General features: G+C 62.9%; 18 protein-coding genes. 7 read left to right on the top strand and 11 right to left on the bottom strand.

Features of this window, described 5'->3' with window-relative positions:
• Positions 1-39 precede the first annotated feature (39 nt).
• The 4 genes from IT775_RS20030 (at position 40) to IT775_RS20015 (ending at position 2,537) form a co-directional block, all read left to right on the top strand.
• A complete protein-coding gene (locus IT775_RS20030; protein WP_212703036.1) occupies positions 40-930 on the top strand; it encodes a LysR family transcriptional regulator in 891 nt (296 codons plus the stop codon).
• Positions 931-1,014: 84 nt separating this feature from the next.
• On the top strand, positions 1,015-1,449 hold the full coding sequence (locus IT775_RS20025) for a CBS domain-containing protein (protein WP_212703022.1): 435 nt from the start codon (positions 1,015-1,017) through the stop codon (positions 1,447-1,449).
• 96 nt (positions 1,450-1,545) lie between these two features.
• Positions 1,546-2,040 carry a pantetheine-phosphate adenylyltransferase gene (gene coaD / locus IT775_RS20020; RefSeq protein WP_212703021.1) on the top strand — a complete coding sequence of 165 codons (495 nt, stop codon included), beginning with the start codon at positions 1,546-1,548 and terminating at the stop codon, positions 2,038-2,040.
• 5 nt (positions 2,041-2,045) lie between these two features.
• Positions 2,046-2,537, top strand: a complete 492-nt coding sequence (locus tag IT775_RS20015) for a hypothetical protein (RefSeq protein ID WP_212703020.1) — start codon at positions 2,046-2,048, stop codon at positions 2,535-2,537.
• Here IT775_RS20015 and IT775_RS20010 read toward each other — a convergent pair.
• From IT775_RS20010 to gap, 3 genes are all read right to left on the bottom strand, one after another.
• Positions 2,487-3,482 (bottom strand): alpha/beta fold hydrolase, encoded by a 996-nt coding sequence (locus tag IT775_RS20010; RefSeq protein ID WP_212703019.1) that lies wholly within the window; start codon positions 3,480-3,482, stop codon positions 2,487-2,489. The genes IT775_RS20015 and IT775_RS20010 overlap by 51 nt on opposite strands.
• Before the next feature lie 82 nt (positions 3,483-3,564).
• A complete protein-coding gene (locus IT775_RS20005; protein ID WP_212703018.1) occupies positions 3,565-3,708 on the bottom strand; it encodes a hypothetical protein in 144 nt (47 codons plus the stop codon).
• Positions 3,709-3,777: 69 nt separating this feature from the next.
• A complete protein-coding gene (gene gap / locus IT775_RS20000; protein WP_212703017.1) occupies positions 3,778-4,782 on the bottom strand; it encodes a type I glyceraldehyde-3-phosphate dehydrogenase in 1,005 nt (334 codons plus the stop codon).
• Positions 4,783-4,987: 205 nt separating this feature from the next.
• Between gap and IT775_RS19995 the strand changes: the two genes are divergently transcribed.
• Positions 4,988-5,959, top strand: a complete 972-nt coding sequence (locus tag IT775_RS19995; RefSeq protein ID WP_212703016.1) for a DUF808 domain-containing protein — start codon at positions 4,988-4,990, stop codon at positions 5,957-5,959.
• Positions 5,960-6,004: 45 nt separating this feature from the next.
• Here the strand turns inward: IT775_RS19995 and IT775_RS19990 are convergent, their stop codons facing one another.
• Entirely contained in the window at positions 6,005-6,928 is a 924-nt protein-coding gene (locus IT775_RS19990) for an HNH endonuclease (protein WP_212703015.1), read from the bottom strand.
• Positions 6,929-7,143: 215 nt separating this feature from the next.
• Positions 7,144-9,165 carry a transketolase gene (gene tkt, locus IT775_RS19985; protein ID WP_212703014.1) on the bottom strand — a complete coding sequence of 674 codons (2,022 nt, stop codon included), beginning with the start codon at positions 9,163-9,165 and terminating at the stop codon, positions 7,144-7,146.
• A gap of 201 nt (positions 9,166-9,366) precedes the next feature.
• Between tkt and IT775_RS19980 the strand changes: the two genes are divergently transcribed.
• Positions 9,367-9,876, top strand: coding sequence for a hypothetical protein (locus tag IT775_RS19980; RefSeq protein ID WP_212703013.1), 510 nt, complete (start codon positions 9,367-9,369; stop codon positions 9,874-9,876).
• Positions 9,876-10,271, top strand: coding sequence for a cell division protein ZapA (locus IT775_RS19975; protein ID WP_212703012.1), 396 nt, complete (start codon positions 9,876-9,878; stop codon positions 10,269-10,271). The genes IT775_RS19980 and IT775_RS19975 overlap by 1 nt, the downstream gene beginning before the upstream one ends.
• Here the strand turns inward: IT775_RS19975 and IT775_RS19970 are convergent.
• The 6 genes from IT775_RS19970 to purL all read right to left on the bottom strand — a co-directional run bounded on the left by IT775_RS19970 (position 10,268) and on the right by purL (position 15,064).
• A complete protein-coding gene (locus IT775_RS19970; protein ID WP_212703011.1) occupies positions 10,268-10,897 on the bottom strand; it encodes a DedA family protein in 630 nt (209 codons plus the stop codon). The genes IT775_RS19975 and IT775_RS19970 overlap by 4 nt on opposite strands.
• Positions 10,894-11,238, bottom strand: a complete 345-nt coding sequence (locus IT775_RS19965; RefSeq protein ID WP_212703010.1) for a hypothetical protein — start codon at positions 11,236-11,238, stop codon at positions 10,894-10,896. Before IT775_RS19965 ends, IT775_RS19970 begins: the two co-directional genes overlap by 4 nt.
• 54 nt (positions 11,239-11,292) lie before the next feature.
• Complete coding sequence (gene grxD, locus IT775_RS19960; RefSeq protein WP_212703009.1) at positions 11,293-11,655, bottom strand: Grx4 family monothiol glutaredoxin; 363 nt, start codon at positions 11,653-11,655, stop codon at positions 11,293-11,295.
• A 327-nt stretch (positions 11,656-11,982) separates the two neighbouring features.
• Entirely contained in the window at positions 11,983-12,219 is a 237-nt protein-coding gene (locus tag IT775_RS19955; protein ID WP_212703008.1) for a BolA/IbaG family iron-sulfur metabolism protein, read from the bottom strand.
• A 159-nt stretch (positions 12,220-12,378) separates the two neighbouring features.
• The gene (locus IT775_RS19950; RefSeq protein ID WP_212703007.1) at positions 12,379-12,831 is read right to left on the bottom strand and encodes a hypothetical protein; all 453 of its coding nucleotides are present in this window, start codon (positions 12,829-12,831) and stop codon (positions 12,379-12,381) included.
• A gap of 73 nt (positions 12,832-12,904) precedes the next feature.
• The gene (gene purL / locus IT775_RS19945) at positions 12,905-15,064 is read right to left on the bottom strand and encodes a phosphoribosylformylglycinamidine synthase subunit PurL (RefSeq protein ID WP_212703006.1); all 2,160 of its coding nucleotides are present in this window, start codon (positions 15,062-15,064) and stop codon (positions 12,905-12,907) included.
• Positions 15,065-15,378: the final 314 nt, after the last annotated feature.

Genomic DNA, 15,378 nt, shown 5'->3' with positions numbered 1-15,378 from the left:
AGTTTCCAAAAAGGTTTTGCATTTATGCAGGGTGCGGGGATGAACTGGGACGATCTGAAAGTATTTCTAGCGGTGGCGCGCTTCGAAAGCCTTTCGTCGGCGGGGCGCGAATTGAAGGTCGACCCTGCCACGGTGGGGCGCCGCATTGCCCGGCTGGAAGAAGAACTGGGCGCGCCGTTGTTCGGGAAGTCGCCGCAGGGATACGCGATGACAGATGCCGGCCAACGGCTGATGATCCATGCCGAACGGGCCGAACAGGCGATGGCCGGCGCATTGGAGGAACTGGCGGGGCAGGCGGGGGACTTGTCGGGGCAGATCCGCGTCGGCGCGCCGGATGGCTGCGCCAATTACCTGTTGCCGCAGGTCTGTTCCCGGATCATGACCGACAACCCTGAACTCGAGATCCAGATCGTCGCGCTGCCGCGCGTCTTCAACCTGTCGAAACGCGAAGCCGACATGGTCATCGGGGTCAGCCCGCCGACGGCGGGGCGGCTGACGGTGCAGAAGATCACCGATTACAAGCTGCACCTGGCCGGTGCCCGGAGCTACCTGATCCGGCATCCCAAGATCACCGAGCTTGATCACCTGAAGGGGCATCGGATGATCGGCTATATCCCCGACCTGATCTTCGACAAGGAACTGGATTACCTGAGCGAGGCGGGGATCGAGAAGGTGAGCCTCGCCTCGAACTCCGTCTCGGTGCAGTTCAACTGGGTCCGCAATGGTAGCGGGATCGGTATCGTGCACGATTTCGCCATCCCCTCCGGGCGTGGCATCCGCAAGATCCTAACGGACAAGATCAGCCTGACCCGCAGCTTCTATCTGATCCGCCATGCCGATGACCGCCGGTTGGAACGGCTGAACCGGTTCGCGGCGCTGCTGAGCGACGGTCTGCGGGCCGAGGTGGCGCGTCTCGAAGCGATGACGTGACAGAATGCCGCAGCTTTGACTTGACAGGTTGTCGCCGCTGGGGGACGCTGGGAGTGCGAAATATTGTTGCGTAGGAGGCCTGCCATGCTTGTCCATCAGATCCTGAAAGCCAAAGGCGACGATGGTGTCGTCACCGTCAAGCCGGGCACCCCGGTTGCCGAGGTGGCGCAGATACTGGCGGAGCGCAGGATCGGCGGCGTGGTCGTGTCCAAGGACGGGCAGGAGGCCCAGGGCATCATTTCCGAGCGCGACATCGTCCGGGCGCTGGCGGTCAAGGGGCCGACCTGCATGCATGAAGCGGTCGAAAACATGATGACCCGCAACCCGGTCTGCTGCACCCGCAACGACAATGCCGACGACGTACTGACCCGGATGACCAACGGCCGGTTCCGCCATGTGCCGGTGGTCGAAGACGGCGTTCTGATCGGCATCGTCACCATCGGCGACGTGGTCAAGGCCCGGCTGGAAGAGCTGGCGATGGAACGCAATGCCCTCGAAGGCATGATCATGGGTCACTGACGCCGCGAAAATCGGCTTTCCCTCTTGCATTCTGCAACGCAATATTATTGCGTGCACTCAACCTAAATGCTGCGTTCCGAAGGGGGGAGCACATCCATGCGCATCGGTCTTTATCCGGGCACCTTTGACCCGATCACCCTTGGCCATCTCGACATCATCCGCCGGTCCACCACCTTGGTGGACCGTCTTGTCATTGGGGTTGCGATCAACCGCGACAAGGGCCCGCTGTTCACCCTGGAAGAGCGGGTCACGATGATCGAGGCGGAAACCGCGCGGCTGCAGGAAGAAACCGGCACCGAGATCGTGGTGCACCCGTTTGAAAACCTGCTGATCGATTGTGCCCATGACGTCGGCGCGCAGATGATCGTGCGCGGCCTGCGCGCGGTGGCGGATTTCGAATACGAATTCCAGATGGTTGGCATGAACCGTGCATTGGACAGTTCAGTCGAGACGGTTTTCCTGATGGCGGAAGCGAAACATCAGGCCATCGCCTCGAAACTGGTGAAGGAAATTGCACGGCTCGGCGGCGACATATCGAAGTTCGTTACCCCTGCGGTTAAGGAGAAGCTGCGAGCTAAACTTACAAAGTAGAGGCTATGGTACAGCAATCAGATCGATCCGAAGACGAAATCATCCTTGGTATTCCCCGTAAGCGGATGATCCTCTGGCTGACGATCGCGCCAATAGTCCTGATGCTGTGCTATATCACTTGGACGCTGTCCAAGGATCGCTATGTGGTCACCGCCAGGATGATCGAAATGGATGCGCCGCGGCAATGCTGGGAAGCGTCCAATGGCGGGTTCTTCGGTGGCAAGAGCGAAGCCCATCGCAGTCACAGCCCGCGCCGCGATTACCTTGGTTATTGCGGCGTGGCGCGGACCTCGATGGGCAATTTCGCGTTGCCGCATACCTATCCGAGGCCCTGGCTGGGGCAGAAACGGGCCGACATCTACGACCGGCTGAGACCGGGCTGCACATACGATCTGGTGGTGATCAGCCCGAAAGGCCGCCCGGCAGCCAACAATCGGGGCATCGCGTCAGCCAACCCGCCCCTTATCCGCCGCGTCATGTTCACCTATCCCTGCTGAGCCGGCCCCGGCCGTCCGAAGGAAGCGCTCGACGGCTTTCGGCTGGGTCACTGGCAGCATGTGGCCGCCGTCGATCAGGCTCAGCCGGATCGCGGCGGGGTTCCGTTTGGCGAATTCGGTGCCGTGCAGGTCCGCATCGAGAATACGGTCTTCGCGCGCGAAGAGAGCCGAAACAGGCACTTGCAGCTGGTCGTAGGAGGCTGCCATCCATTTCAGATCCCGCCCCGAGGCGAGGAAATCGCGGCAGGAATTGCGGTAGGAGACCGGCCGCAGCCCCAGCAATCCGCCGCCCCGCACCGAATAGCCCTTGGGCACCTCTTCGGGGCCGAAGACATAGCCGAAGACCAGCGCCGCGTTGCGGATGCTGCTGATGCTGGCCAAGGTCCAGCTGAGGATGAAGCGCCTCCAGCGCGACTTCACGTTCAGGGCGTGAAACGGCGGCGCCACCTTGCCACCGCGCATCGTCAGCGGCGCCAAGAGCGCCAGACCGCGGGTTTTCTGCGGAAAATCCAGCGCCAGGCACAGCGCGATCGCGCCGCCCAGCGAATGCCCCACCACCAGCGGCCGGTCGAGGCCGAGCGTATCGATCAGTTCGACAACCTGCGCCGCCTGCGCGCGGGGATTGGCCGGCACGTCCTCGCCGCGCTCGGACCAGCCCATGCCGGGCCGGTCCAGCGCGATCACCCGGTGGTCGCGGGCCATCGCATCGATCAGCCCCATGTCGAAATTGCCCAGCTGCGCCGACAATCCGTGGATCATCACGATTGCGGGGCCTTGGCCGCGGTCGACGTAATGCAGCCTGCCGCTGGATATCTCGATGAATTCGCCGCGCGGCGGCACCGCCTTTTCGGCCCGCCGCTTGATCCGCCATGTCTTGAAGACCAGCCAGACGGCAGTGCCCGCAAGGCCAAGCCCGGCCAGCGCAATGACCCAATACACGGACATGTCGTTCCCCCTCGTTCGCGCCGCCATGCTAGGGCGGGCGAGGGGGCGCTGTCATGCGCCGATTGCGCAACGTCGCGTCAGATCAGCGCCAGAAGGCCAGCCACTCCAGCAGATCGGCGAATTTCCGGCCCAAGAATAGAAGGTTGTTGCCCCCGGTCAAAGCAAGATCGCCGCCGATGAAGGCGACGATCACAAGGCCAAGTCCGATGGCGATCTGGTTTGTCATCTGCAGGCGGGTCCGGGCAAGTTGGCGTTGTGCCAATTCATGCCCAACCGTGCCGCCCGAGGCAAGCGCCTACTTCAGGCGCTGGCCCATTGCGACGGCCACGTCGGCCATGCGGCAGGAGAAACCCCATTCGTTGTCGTACCAGCTCAGCACCCGCACCAGGCGGCCGCCGATCACCTTGGTCTGGTCGGCCGCAAAGATCGAGCTTTCCTCGGTGTGGTTGAAATCGACCGACACTTTCTTTTCGGTGTCATAGCCCAGGATACCCTTCATCGGGCCCGCGGCGGCCTCGGCGACCACGGCGTTGACCTCTTCCTCGGTCACGTCACGACCGGCAACGAAGGTCAGGTCGACAGCCGACACGTTCGGGGTGGGCACCCGCACGGCGGACCCGTCGAGCTTGCCCTTCAGCGCCGGGAGAACCTCGCCCAGGGCTTTTGCCGCACCGGTCGAAGTCGGGATCATCGACATCGCGGCGGCGCGGGCGCGGTACAGGTCCTTGTGGCGGCGGTCCAGCGTCGGCTGGTCGCCGGTATAGGAATGGATCGTGGTCATGATACCCGATTCAATGCCGATCTTGTCGTTCAGCGCCTTGGCCAGCGGCGCCAGGCAGTTGGTGGTGCAGGACCCGTTCGACACCATCACGTCGTCGCCGGTCAGCTGGTCGTCGTTGACGCCCATAACGATGGTTTTCTGCACGTTCTTGGCCGGCGCCGAGATCAGAACCGACTTGGCGCCGCGTTCCAGGTGTTTTTTGGCCTTCTCGCCGTCGTTGAACTTGCCGGTGCATTCCAGCACCACGTCGACGCCGAACCAGTCCAGTTCGTCCATGTCATAGGTCGAAAACATTTCCATCCGGCCACGGCCCAGATCCATCCAGCCCTCGCCGGTGGTCACTTCGCGGGGGAAACGGCCATGGACCGAGTCATAGCGGATCAGGTGGGCGGCGGTTTCCAGCGGGCCGGTTGCGTTGACCTTGACCACCTCGACGTCCTCGCGCGCGCTTTCGGCGATATGCGACAGGGTGCAGCGGCCGATACGGCCAAATCCATTAATGCCGACGGTAATGGTCATGGGGTCACGCTCCTTAATCGAATGTTCAGGGGGGCGTATAGCCGCGCCCGGTCCCAGCGTGAAGGGAGAAATCGGTTATTTGAAAGCGTGTTAGCGTAAACATAGCGCGGTTGCGCTAACGCATCCCAAAGCTGCGGTTCCGCTTCGGGCTTGCCCCGTTCGCCACATCCTCTAAGTTGGCCCCAGCAATGCATGAGGTACAGGTATGAGCGGTCTTCTCGCGCTTTTGGACGACGTCGCGGCCATCGCCAAGGTGGCAGCCACCAGCGTCGACGACATCGCCGCCGCGGCGTCGAAGGCGGGGGGCAAGACCGCGGGGGTGATCATCGACGACGCGGCGGTGACGCCGAAATACGTGCAGGGATTCGCGCCGGCGCGGGAATTGCCGATCATCTGGAAAATCGCCCGGGGGTCGTTTTTCAACAAGCTGGTGATCCTGCTGCCTGCCGCGATGCTGCTGGCCAATTTCGCCCCATGGCTGATCACGCCCTTGCTGATGCTGGGCGGCAGCTACCTGTGTTTCGAAGGCGCGGAAAAGATTTTCCACACGCTGTTCCCGCATGGCGACAAGCATATCGAACAGGACATGTCGGTACAGGACCCTGGCCATCTGGAGCAGCAGAAGGTCAGCGGCGCGATCAAGACCGATTTCATCCTGTCTGCTGAAATCATGACCATCGCGCTGTCGGCGATCCCCGAAGGGACGTTCTGGCTGGAGGCCGCCGCCCTCGGGCTGGTCGGCATCGTGGTGACGCTGGCGATCTACGGCTCGGTGGCGCTGATCGTGAAGATGGACGATGTCGGGCTCTACGTGGCGCAAAACGCGCGCACGGGCTTCGGCCAGGGCTTCGGGCGCGGGTTGGTGAAATTCATGCCGGTCCTGATGCAAATCCTGTCCATTGTCGGCACTGCCGCGATGTTGTGGGTCGGCGGCTCGATCATGATCCACGGGATGCACGATCTGGGGCTGCATCACCCCTATGAAGACATCCATCAAATCGCCGTCGCCATCGGCCATTCGGTCTCCGACACCGCGCGCGGCGCGATGGAATGGGGCGTGACGGCGCTGGCCGACGGTATCCTGGGCCTGGCCTACGGGTTCATTCTGATCCCGGTCGCCACCCGCCTCGTCGGCCCGCTCATCGCAGCGCTATCGGGCAAGAAGACCGCGCACTGAGCTTCTTCCTCTCGAAGACTGTGGCCGGGTGGAAACCGGCAGCTGCTATCCCCAAGGCGTGCCTTCATTGAGCACTGCTTGCCCGAAGACATTCTCGCGATGCCAGCGAAGGTTGGCGGGATGCGGCGCATTGCGGATATCAAGCGGTGGGACCAGCTTTCCATCGGGACGGATGAGGCGCCCAACAACATCATCGGGCACCTTGTTGCGAGACACCAGAATGGTCTCGCAATCCTCGGCGACGGAAATCAGCCCGCGATCGAACATCCAGTGTAGCGTACCGGACAAGGCCAGGCCGTTCCTGACGGAGTCGCTGCCCTGCTTCTCGACCGGTCGGATATGCGCGGCTTGGACCTCGGGCCGGCCGCCACCGTTGCGCAGCTGCAGCCCGGACATGGCGCAACGATAGCCGTAGGCCTCGCGTACCTTTCTGCGAAAGGCGATGTCGCGGTAAGGGCGGCGGGTCAACCTTTCCAGCACCGGCCGATCGAAGATTAGTGCCTCGTCTTGAAGCGCGGGGGTATGGAGGTCATACCGCACAGCTTCCATGTATTCGAGTTCCTGCGGCAGGCCGAGATTGATGATCCGGGCAAAATCAGTTTCCGGCAGACGCCGAACAGCCGACTGCACGGCGCCCCCCTTCTTCGGTGCCCCGTCTGGTGCGGAAAGCGCTGTCTCTAATGGGCGACCATCTAGCAAGCGTGGCACTTCGCGATCGAAGGGGAGAAAACTTCCCGGCTCGATCAAGGCTAGGTATCGCCCCTCGGCTCCAGGTTTCTCGATGACTTCGGATACGCGGGCAACGGCAAAATAACCCCGCGGCCCGGCCTTTACCGGCTCGTAGTAGATCACCCAATCGCCGACAGCCTCTTGGACGGCCTTTAGGTAGGCGCGCGGAAAGTCGTATACCACGTCCGGCTCGTCGTCGTAGATCGAGTCAGCCTTGTGCATTAGAATCAGCTTCGTCATGTCTCAAAGAGAGCCGAAGTGTCTGAAAATGCAAGAGTTGTTGCGTCGCTCTATAAATGAGGTGACCGAATATTTTACCTACGAGATAGGGTAATACTTAAAGTTCAACGGCGGGGGCAGCCCTCCTAACCCCCGGCGCCGGAAAAACAAAGGGCCGCGCTTTCGCACGGCCCTCTGCCAAATCCCGTAGGGTGGGCGTTCAGCCCGCCTGCCGGTCAGCCCAGCAGCTCTTTCACCTTCGCAACCGTCGCCTCGGCGGTGATGCCGAATTTTTCGTACAGCACGCCCGCCGGGGCCGAGGCACCGAAATCGGACATGCCGATGAACCCGGCCTTGGCTTCGCGGCCACGCTCGCCCAGCAGCAGGCGATCCCAGCCGCCGATCCGCACGCCGGCTTCGATGCCGACGCGGACGGGACCGGCGGGCAGCACGCGCTTGCGATAGGCGGCGGCCTGATCGGCGAACAGCTCCATGCAGGGCATCGACACGACGCGGGTGCCGATGCCTTCGGCCTGCAGCAGATCACGCGCGGCCAGCGCGATTTCCACTTCCGACCCGGTGGCGATCAGGATTGCCCGGCGCTTGCCTTCGGCCTCGGCCAGGACGTAACCGCCTTGGGCGGTCAGGTTCTTGGTGGTGTGCTTGGTGCGCACGGTGGGCAGGCCCTGGCGGGTCAGCGACAGCACCGACGGGGTTTCCTTGGAATTCAGCGCAAGTTCCCAGGCCTCCGCCGTCTCGATCGTGTCGGCGGGGCGGAACACCATGGTGTTCGGGGTGGCGCGGCTGATCGCGACGTGTTCCACCGGCTGGTGGGTCGGGCCGTCTTCGCCCAGACCGATTGAATCGTGGGTCATCACGAATACGGTCGGGATCTTCATCAGCGCGGCCAGACGCATCGCCGGGCGGGCGTAATCGGTGAAGGCCATGAAGGTGCCACCATAGGGGCGCACGCCGCCATGCAGCGCCATACCGTTCATCGCCGCCGCCATGCCGTGTTCACGCACACCCCAGTGGATGTAGCGACCGCTGCGGTTGTCGATGTCGAAGACGCCCATGTCGCCGGTCAGGGTGTTGTTCGACCCGGTCAGGTCGGCCGATCCGCCGACAGTTTCGGGCATGATCGGGTTGATCACTTCCAGCACCATTTCGCTGGACTTGCGGGTGGCGACCTTGGGGGCCTCTTCGCTGATCTGCTTTTTCAGCGCGCGGATGGTGGCCGACAGGCGTTTGGGCACGCCGCGTTCGAAGATGCGGTTGAATTCTTCCTGCTTGCGGTCGGACACCGAGGCAAGCCGCGCTTCCCATTCGGCCCGGTCGGCGGCGCCGCGCGCGCCGATCGCTTCCCACTGCGCCTTCAGATCGGCGGGCACTTCGAACGGACCGTAGGTCCAGCCATAGGCGTCCTTGGCATCGGCGATCAGTTTCTCGTCGGTCAGCGCGCCGTGGCCCTTGGAGGTGTCCTGCGCCGAGGAGCCCAGAGCGATATGGGTCTTGCAGGCGATCATCGAGGGCTTGCCGGCCTTCTTGGCCGCGACGATGGCGTCGTCGATGGCCTTCGGGTCATGGCCGTCGATTTCCTGCACGTGCCAGCCCGACGCCTTGAAGCGCTGCAGCTGGTCGGTGCGGTCGGCCAGATCGACGCTGCCGTCGATGGTGATGTTGTTGTTGTCCCAGAACACGATCAGCTTGGACAGCTGATGGCGCCCGGCAAGGCCGATCGCTTCCTGGCTGACGCCTTCCATCAGGCAGCCGTCACCGGCGATCACGTAGGTGTAGTGATCGACGAGCTTCTTGCCATAGCGGCCGCGCAGAATCTCTTCGGCCATGGCGAAGCCGACGGCGTTGGAAATGCCCTGTCCCAGCGGCCCGGTGGTGGTTTCCACGCCCGAGGCATGGCCGTATTCCGGGTGGCCGGCGGTTTTGGAACCCCACTGGCGGAAATTGCGGATTTCCTCCAGCGTGATGTCTTCGTTGCCGGTCAGGTAGAGCAGCGAATAAAGCAGCATCGATCCGTGGCCCGCCGACAGGATGAACCGGTCACGGTCCGGCCAGTAGGGGGCGGCGGCGTCGAACTTGAGGTGCTTTTCGAACAAAACGGTGGCGACATCGGCCATGCCCATCGGCATGCCGGAATGGCCCGAGTTTGCCGCGTGGATCGCATCCAGCGTCAGGGCGCGGATCGCAGCCGCCTTAGACCAATGTTCGGGGTTCGCAGTACGCAGGGCAGAAATATCCACGGGAGACGTCCTTTGATCTGGCTTTCTTGGCGCTGCTCATAACAGCCCTTGGCCGAAGATCAAGCGGTAGGGTAGGGTAAGACCTCGCTTGGGGGGCGCATTTTCCCATTTCATTGGGTAAACTTTGGGCGAAGACCCGCCATTTTGATTCGCGCAAGCGTATTTGCCGAGCGGGACGATAAGAACAGAGGGCAGAGGCGAATGAGCGAGATCAGCGAATTGGAACGCCGCATCACCGCCGCGATGGACCGCATCGCGAAAGGCGTCGAAAGCTTTGGCGCGGCAGCAGAAACGGCTGTCGCAGCAGAACCCGACACGGATGCGTCTGACGAGACGGCGGAGCTGCGGCAGGCGCTGGAGGATGAAAAGCTGGCCAACGCCCAGCTGGAAGAGCGGCTGAAGGCGTTGCGCGCCAAGCTCGACAGGCAGGAAACCGAGGCCGAACTGCAGCTCAGGGATCTGAAATCGGCGATGGCCGGGATGGAAGCCGCGCAGCAGCAGTTGAAAGCGACCAGCGAGGAACTGCGCGGGGCCAACGCGGCGCTGCGCGAGGCCACTGCCGAAACGGCGGCCGAGGCGGTCAATGCCGCGCTGCAGGCCGAGCTCGATGCGCTGCGGGCCGAACGGGCGGCGGAAGCGGCGGAAACGGCGGCGATCGCGGCGACGCTGGAAACCCTGATCGATAAAGCGGACGAGAAGGAAGAGGCCTGATGCCCGAAGTTGAAATCCAAATCGGCGGACGCGCCTTTGAAGTCGCCTGCCAGGAAGGCGAGGAACATTTCCTGCATTCGGCGGCCGCGATGCTCGACGCGGAAGCCTCGGTGCTGGCGCAGCAGATCGGGCGGTTGCCCGAGGCGCGGATGCTGCTGATGGCGGGGCTGATGCTGGCCGACAAGACCGCCGGCGTCGAAGACCGGATCAGCACTCTCGAAGCGCAGCTGGCGGAAAAGGAAGCGGAACTGACGCGGCTGCGAGACGCGCCCCCGCCCGAGGCGGAAAAGGTCGAGGTGCCGGTGATCCCGCAGATCGTGACCGATACGCTGGCCGAAATCGCCGCCCGGGCCGAAGCTCTGGCCGACGAGGTCGAGGAAAAGGCCGGGGCTTAACCCCGGTCTCCGCGCCGTTTGCGCGGATGTGCCTGCCGGTGGATCTGCAGCAGGTGCCAGAGCCGAAGCACCAGCAGCAGCGCCACCGACACCGCCGCCAGCAACCCCAGCATGTCGCTGATCATCGGCCAAAGCGTGCTGAGCTGGTCCATCGCCCCGGCGCCCAACCCGACATAGACCATGACCCAGACGGTTTCGCCGCTGATGCTGGCCAGCGAAAACCGGTGCCAGCGCATCCGGGCGGCGCCTGCGGCGTAGTTCACGTAAGGCCCCAGCGGGCTGAGCAGCCAACGCGACAGAAAGACCGCGATATTGCCGCGCTTGCGGGTCAGTGCGGTGGCGCGGGCCAGCGCCTGTGCCTGTTTGCCACCGCGCCTTTCCATTCGTTGCAGCACGCCCGATCCGCCCCGTCCCAGCAGGAACCCGATCTGATCGCCCAGCACCGCGCCGGTCAGCGCGGCGAGCACGGTCAGCCCCAGCGGCAGGTCCCCGGCGGCGGCGAAACCGCCCGCGGCCATCATGAACAGCGAGGCAGGAACCGGCAGCGCCAGGCAACTGAGCAGCGTGATCAGCCCCAGGAACGGCGCACCGTAATCGGGCAGCAGTTCCAACAGAGTTTCGGTCATGGCCGATCCGTTTCCAGCAGCGCCGTCAGTTCCGCGATCAGGTCTTCGACGGGTCTGTTCTGGTCCTTGGCGATGTCTTCCAGAGATTTGCGGCGCAGGTCATCGGGATTGCCGATCAGGACCGCCACCGATTCCGGCGGCCGGTGCCAGGAATGGGCGATGAAACCGACGGTCATCCACGGTTCGAGATCGGGATGCGTGGCGCGCTGATCGTGCCAGTAAACCCAGTGCAGCACGAACCGGCTGGCGAAAAACAGTGCCACCGCCAGCGCCAATACCAGCAGCGCCAGCGTTGGTTTGTGGTGATCCCACAGAATCCGAAGGGGCGCGGGACGTTTCATCGCCGCGCCCCCCGGAAGTAATGGCAAGAGTTATGGCCTCTTGCCGTCATCGTCTCAGGCGTTCGCTTCGCGGATCTTGTCCGCCGCGTCCTTGTCGTAGCCGACGCCGTTTTCGTCGAACAGCGTGTCCAGTTCGCCCGACAGCGTCATCTCGGTGATGATGTCGCAGCCGCCGACGAATTCGCCCTTCACGTAAAGCTGCGGGATGGTCGGCCAGTCGGAATAGTCCTTGATGCCCTGGCGGATGTCTTCATCGGCCAGCACGTTCACGTCGGCGTAATCGACACCCATGTAGTTCAGAACACCTGCCACGCGGCTGGAAAAACCGCATTGCGGCATGTCCTTGGTGCCTTTCATGTAAAGCACCACGTCGTTCGATTTCACGGTTTCGTCGATGCGGGTTTTTGCGTCGCTCATCTGCGTTTCCTTCTTCTTGCCCTTACATATTGTCCCAAGGGCGAATTTTCTTCTGTCTGGCGATGCGCCCGTCATGTTCGGCGCGCTTGGTTTGGTTGTGGCGGTGACGCCGGTTTTCAGCCTCTTCTTCCATACGCCTTTCGGATAGACCCACTATTCCTTGAGTACCTAGACACGTTGCGGAGTTCGGGGTCGTTACACTGACCTTAGAGGCGGAAGGCTGCGTTTCTCTCAAAGGCCTATATTTTCCTTTTTTCGCGCGCAACTCCAACCAGACGCCAAAGCAAAGCAGGACGATCAATCCAAGGGCTATGATCGCCCCCCAACTCACTCCGGTGCCTTGGTGGTCAGGGCCAAGGCGTGCAATTCGCCATTTGCCCCGTCCATCTTGCCCTTCAACGCGGCATAGACGGCGCGCTGCTGCTGCACCCGGTTCATGCCGCGGAAGCTTTCATCCACCACCATCGCAGACATGTGCTTGCCATCGCTGCCTTCGACAGTGATCTGGGCATTCGGGAAAGCCTTGCGGAGCAGGTCTTCGAGCTCCTGTGCATAGACAGCCATTTGGGTCTCCTTATCGCGCGTTCTTATTGTGAAATTAGGGTGGCTTACGGGTCGGTGCAAGAGAGCGCGGACACGCAATGCGGAAAAGATGGATTTATTACGTACCTTAGATCGCCCTGACGCCATGTCCGATGCGCGCGCAGAGGCATTTGGGGGGACCTAAACGTATTGCGCCAGCGATTTGAGGTAACGGGGTACCGCGGCAAGCGCTTCCTGCACGTTCGGTTCCTCGAAATCGTGGATCGAGGTCGGGGCCTCGGGGCACATCGCAGCCATCAGGGCACGGCCCTCGGCCGCCCGCTCTGGCGGAATCGCCAGAGCTTGTGCCTGTTTCAACAGCAAGAGCGCCTCATGGATCGGCCGCAAAACCCGCAGCGCATGGGCCATGTGCCAGATCAGATCGGGATCATCGCGCCAGGTTTCCCCCGCGAACAGTTCCTGCGTGATGCGCTGACCGGCGCCAGCGCAGGAATAGGCGACGCAGCCGCCAAAGCCCTTTTGTTTCAGGTCCTTGTGGATGGTGCAGCGGAAATCCTCCCCAAGTTTAGGGCAGGGGGTGTCGGCCTGCTTCAGAAGGGCGAAATCCTCATCCGCATCAAATGGATAAGCCACGCAGCACAGGGCTGCGCAGCTTTCACAATCTTCGGTGAGCGCCGGCAGATCAGGGCACTCCGTTCCCATGTCGTCAGCCCACGGCCGCTTCGAAGGCGCCGCGGAACAGTGCCGCGAGCTCATCCAGTGGCGCTTCGGCATCCCCCAGTTTCACCGTGTCGCCGTGGAACTTGCCCACCGTTTTGATGGTGACGCCGGCCTTGCCGGCCTCGGTCATCAGCGCTTCGGCCTGGTCGAAGTTGCAGGCGATCAGGTAGCGCGCCTGATCCTCGCCGAACAGTTGCGCCATGTCGGTTTCGTCGATCGTGACACCGACGCCACCGGCCTCGGCCATTTCGAACGCCGCCATCGCCAGCCCGCCATCGCTGAGGTCGGTACAGGCGCGGATCAATTCATGATTGGCGCGGATGAAATCGCCGTTGCGCTTTTCCGCCTCCAGATCGACGCGGGGCGCGTCGCCGTCCTGTCGGTTGAACACTTCGGCCAGCAGCGCCGATTGACCCAGATGGCCGGCCGTGTCGCCGACAACCAGCGCCACGTGACCGTCGCGCGCGGTGTCGAGGATCGCGTCCTCGGGTTTGGCGATCAGACCCACGGCGCAGATCGTCGGTGTCGGCAGGATCGCCGTGCCGTCGGTTTCATTGTAAAGCGAAACGTTGCCCGACACGATCGGCGTGTCCAGCGCCGCGACCGCTTCGCCGATGCCCTGAATCGCGCCGACGAACTGGCCCATGATCTCGGGCTTTTCGGGGTTGCCGAAATTCAGGTTGTCGGTGGTGGCCAGCGGCGTCGCGCCGACGGCGGTCAGGTTGCGGTAGGCCTCGGCCACCGCCTGCTTGCCGCCCTCGACCGGGTTGGCCTTGACGTAGCGCGGGGTGACGTCGGAGGTGAAGGCGACCGATTTGTCGGTGCCGTGGATGCGCACGATCCCCGCACCCAGCCCCGGGGTGCGCAGCGTGTCGGCCATCACCATGGTGTCGTATTGTTCATAGACCCATTGCTTGGCGGCGTAGTTGGGCGACCCGATCAGCGCCTTCAGCCCGTCGATCGGATCGACTGCCGGAACATCGGCTAGCGGTTCGGCGGTGGCGGTGGATTCCCACGGGCGGTCGTATTCCGGCGCGCTGGAGCTCAACCGCGACAGCGGCAGGTCGGCCTTCACCTCGTCGCCATGCAGGATCAGGAAACGGTCCTCGGGGATGGTTTCGCCGACGATGGCGAAATCCAGGTCCCACTTTTCGAACACTGCGCGCGCCTCGGCTTCCTTTTCCGGGCGCAGCACCATCAGCATGCGTTCCTGGCTTTCCGACAGCATCATTTCATAGGCGGTCATGTCCGCTTCGCGCTGCGGGACGTCGTCGAGCTGCAGCTTGATGCCCAGTTGTCCCTTGTCGCCCATTTCCACGGCCGAACAGGTCAGCCCGGCCGCGCCCATGTCCTGAATGGAAATCACCGCGCCGGTCTGCATCAGTTCCAGCGTCGCTTCCATCAGGCGCTTTTCGGTGAACGGGTCACCGACCTGAACGGTGGGGCGCTTTTCCTCGATGGTTTCGTCGAACTCGGCGCTGGCCATGGTCGCGCCGCCGACGCCGTCGCGCCCGGTCTTGGCGCCGAGGTACACCACCGGCATGCCGACGCCGGAAGCCGCCGAATAGAAGATCTTGTCGGTATCGATCAGGCCGGCCGCAAAGGCGTTGACCAGGCAGTTGCCGTTATAGGCCGGGTCGAAGCGGACCTCGCCGCCCACGGTGGGCACGCCGAAGCAGTTGCCGTAGCCGCCGATGCCCTCGACAACGCCATGCACCAACTGCTTGGTTTTGGGGTGACTAACTTCGCCGAAGCTCAGCGAATTCATCGCCGCGATGGGGCGCGCGCCCATGGTGAAGACGTCGCGCAGGATGCCGCCGACGCCGGTCGCCGCGCCCTGATAGGGTTCGATGTAGGACGGGTGGTTGTGGCTTTCCATCTTGAACACGATGGCCTGGCCGTCACCGATATCGACGATACCGGCGTTTTCGCCGGGGCCGCAGATCACCTGCGGGCCTTCGGTCGGCAGGGTCCGCAGCCATTTCTTCGATGATTTGTAGGAACAGTGTTCGTTCCACATCGCCGAAAAGATCCCCAGCTCGGTGAAGTTCGGGTCGCGGTTCAGGATCTGCAGGATCGTGGCATATTCATCGGGGCTGATCCCGTGAGCTTCGATCAGGTCCGGCGTGATGGCTGGGTCTTGCATGTCAGGTCTCTCTGCGAAGGCGCTTGTTGCGCGCTTCTTTACGCCATGCGTGCGCGCGGGGAAAGGGGGCAGAAACGCCGCATTCCAATGAACCGGTTCCGCCCGAGCTTCTTCTGTTGGGAAATATCCCCGCCGGCCGCACACCAGAGGAGGTCGCCCGGGCCGGTTGAATAGATATCGGTCGCATGAGCAGGTGCACAATGCGGCTACCAATATAAGGAGAGGCGATCATTCCCCGTGACCTGCCACGGGATTTTTCCACCATTTGGAACTAGAGTCCGCCCCAACATGAGGACGGACAATGAAACGAACGA

It is taken from the genome of Thalassovita aquimarina, from assembly GCF_018219815.1.
Taxonomy (GTDB): domain Bacteria; phylum Pseudomonadota; class Alphaproteobacteria; order Rhodobacterales; family Rhodobacteraceae; genus Thalassobius; species Thalassobius aquimarinus.
The sequence above is the reverse complement of the archived record's forward strand: the minus strand, read 5'-3'. Positions and strand labels throughout refer to the sequence as shown.

Bases quoted from the DNA above. Each gene is read 5' to 3' on its own strand.
- grxD (WP_212703009.1), bottom strand. From the start codon at position 11,655: ATGAGCGACGCAAAAACCCGCATCGACGAAACCGTGAAATCGAACGAC.
- gap (WP_212703017.1), bottom strand. From the start codon at position 4,782: ATGACCATTACCGTCGGCATTAATGGATTTGGCCGTATCGGCCGCTGC.
- coaD (WP_212703021.1), top strand. From the start codon at position 1,546: ATGCGCATCGGTCTTTATCCGGGCACCTTTGACCCGATCACCCTTGGC.
- IT775_RS19965 (WP_212703010.1), bottom strand. From the start codon at position 11,238: ATGAAACGTCCCGCGCCCCTTCGGATTCTGTGGGATCACCACAAACCA.
- IT775_RS19990 (WP_212703015.1), bottom strand. From the start codon at position 6,928: ATGACGAAGCTGATTCTAATGCACAAGGCTGACTCGATCTACGACGAC.
- IT775_RS19980 (WP_212703013.1), top strand. From the start codon at position 9,367: ATGAGCGAGATCAGCGAATTGGAACGCCGCATCACCGCCGCGATGGAC.
- IT775_RS19970 (WP_212703011.1), bottom strand. From the start codon at position 10,897: ATGACCGAAACTCTGTTGGAACTGCTGCCCGATTACGGTGCGCCGTTC.
- IT775_RS20015 (WP_212703020.1), top strand. From the start codon at position 2,046: ATGGTACAGCAATCAGATCGATCCGAAGACGAAATCATCCTTGGTATT.
- purL (WP_212703006.1), bottom strand. From the start codon at position 15,064: ATGCAAGACCCAGCCATCACGCCGGACCTGATCGAAGCTCACGGGATC.
- IT775_RS20005 (WP_212703018.1), bottom strand. From the start codon at position 3,708: ATGACAAACCAGATCGCCATCGGACTTGGCCTTGTGATCGTCGCCTTC.
- IT775_RS20010 (WP_212703019.1), bottom strand. From the start codon at position 3,482: ATGTCCGTGTATTGGGTCATTGCGCTGGCCGGGCTTGGCCTTGCGGGC.
- IT775_RS19975 (WP_212703012.1), top strand. From the start codon at position 9,876: ATGCCCGAAGTTGAAATCCAAATCGGCGGACGCGCCTTTGAAGTCGCC.
- IT775_RS19995 (WP_212703016.1), top strand. From the start codon at position 4,988: ATGAGCGGTCTTCTCGCGCTTTTGGACGACGTCGCGGCCATCGCCAAG.
- IT775_RS20025 (WP_212703022.1), top strand. From the start codon at position 1,015: ATGCTTGTCCATCAGATCCTGAAAGCCAAAGGCGACGATGGTGTCGTC.
- IT775_RS20030 (WP_212703036.1), top strand. From the start codon at position 40: ATGAACTGGGACGATCTGAAAGTATTTCTAGCGGTGGCGCGCTTCGAA.
- IT775_RS19955 (WP_212703008.1), bottom strand. From the start codon at position 12,219: ATGGCTGTCTATGCACAGGAGCTCGAAGACCTGCTCCGCAAGGCTTTC.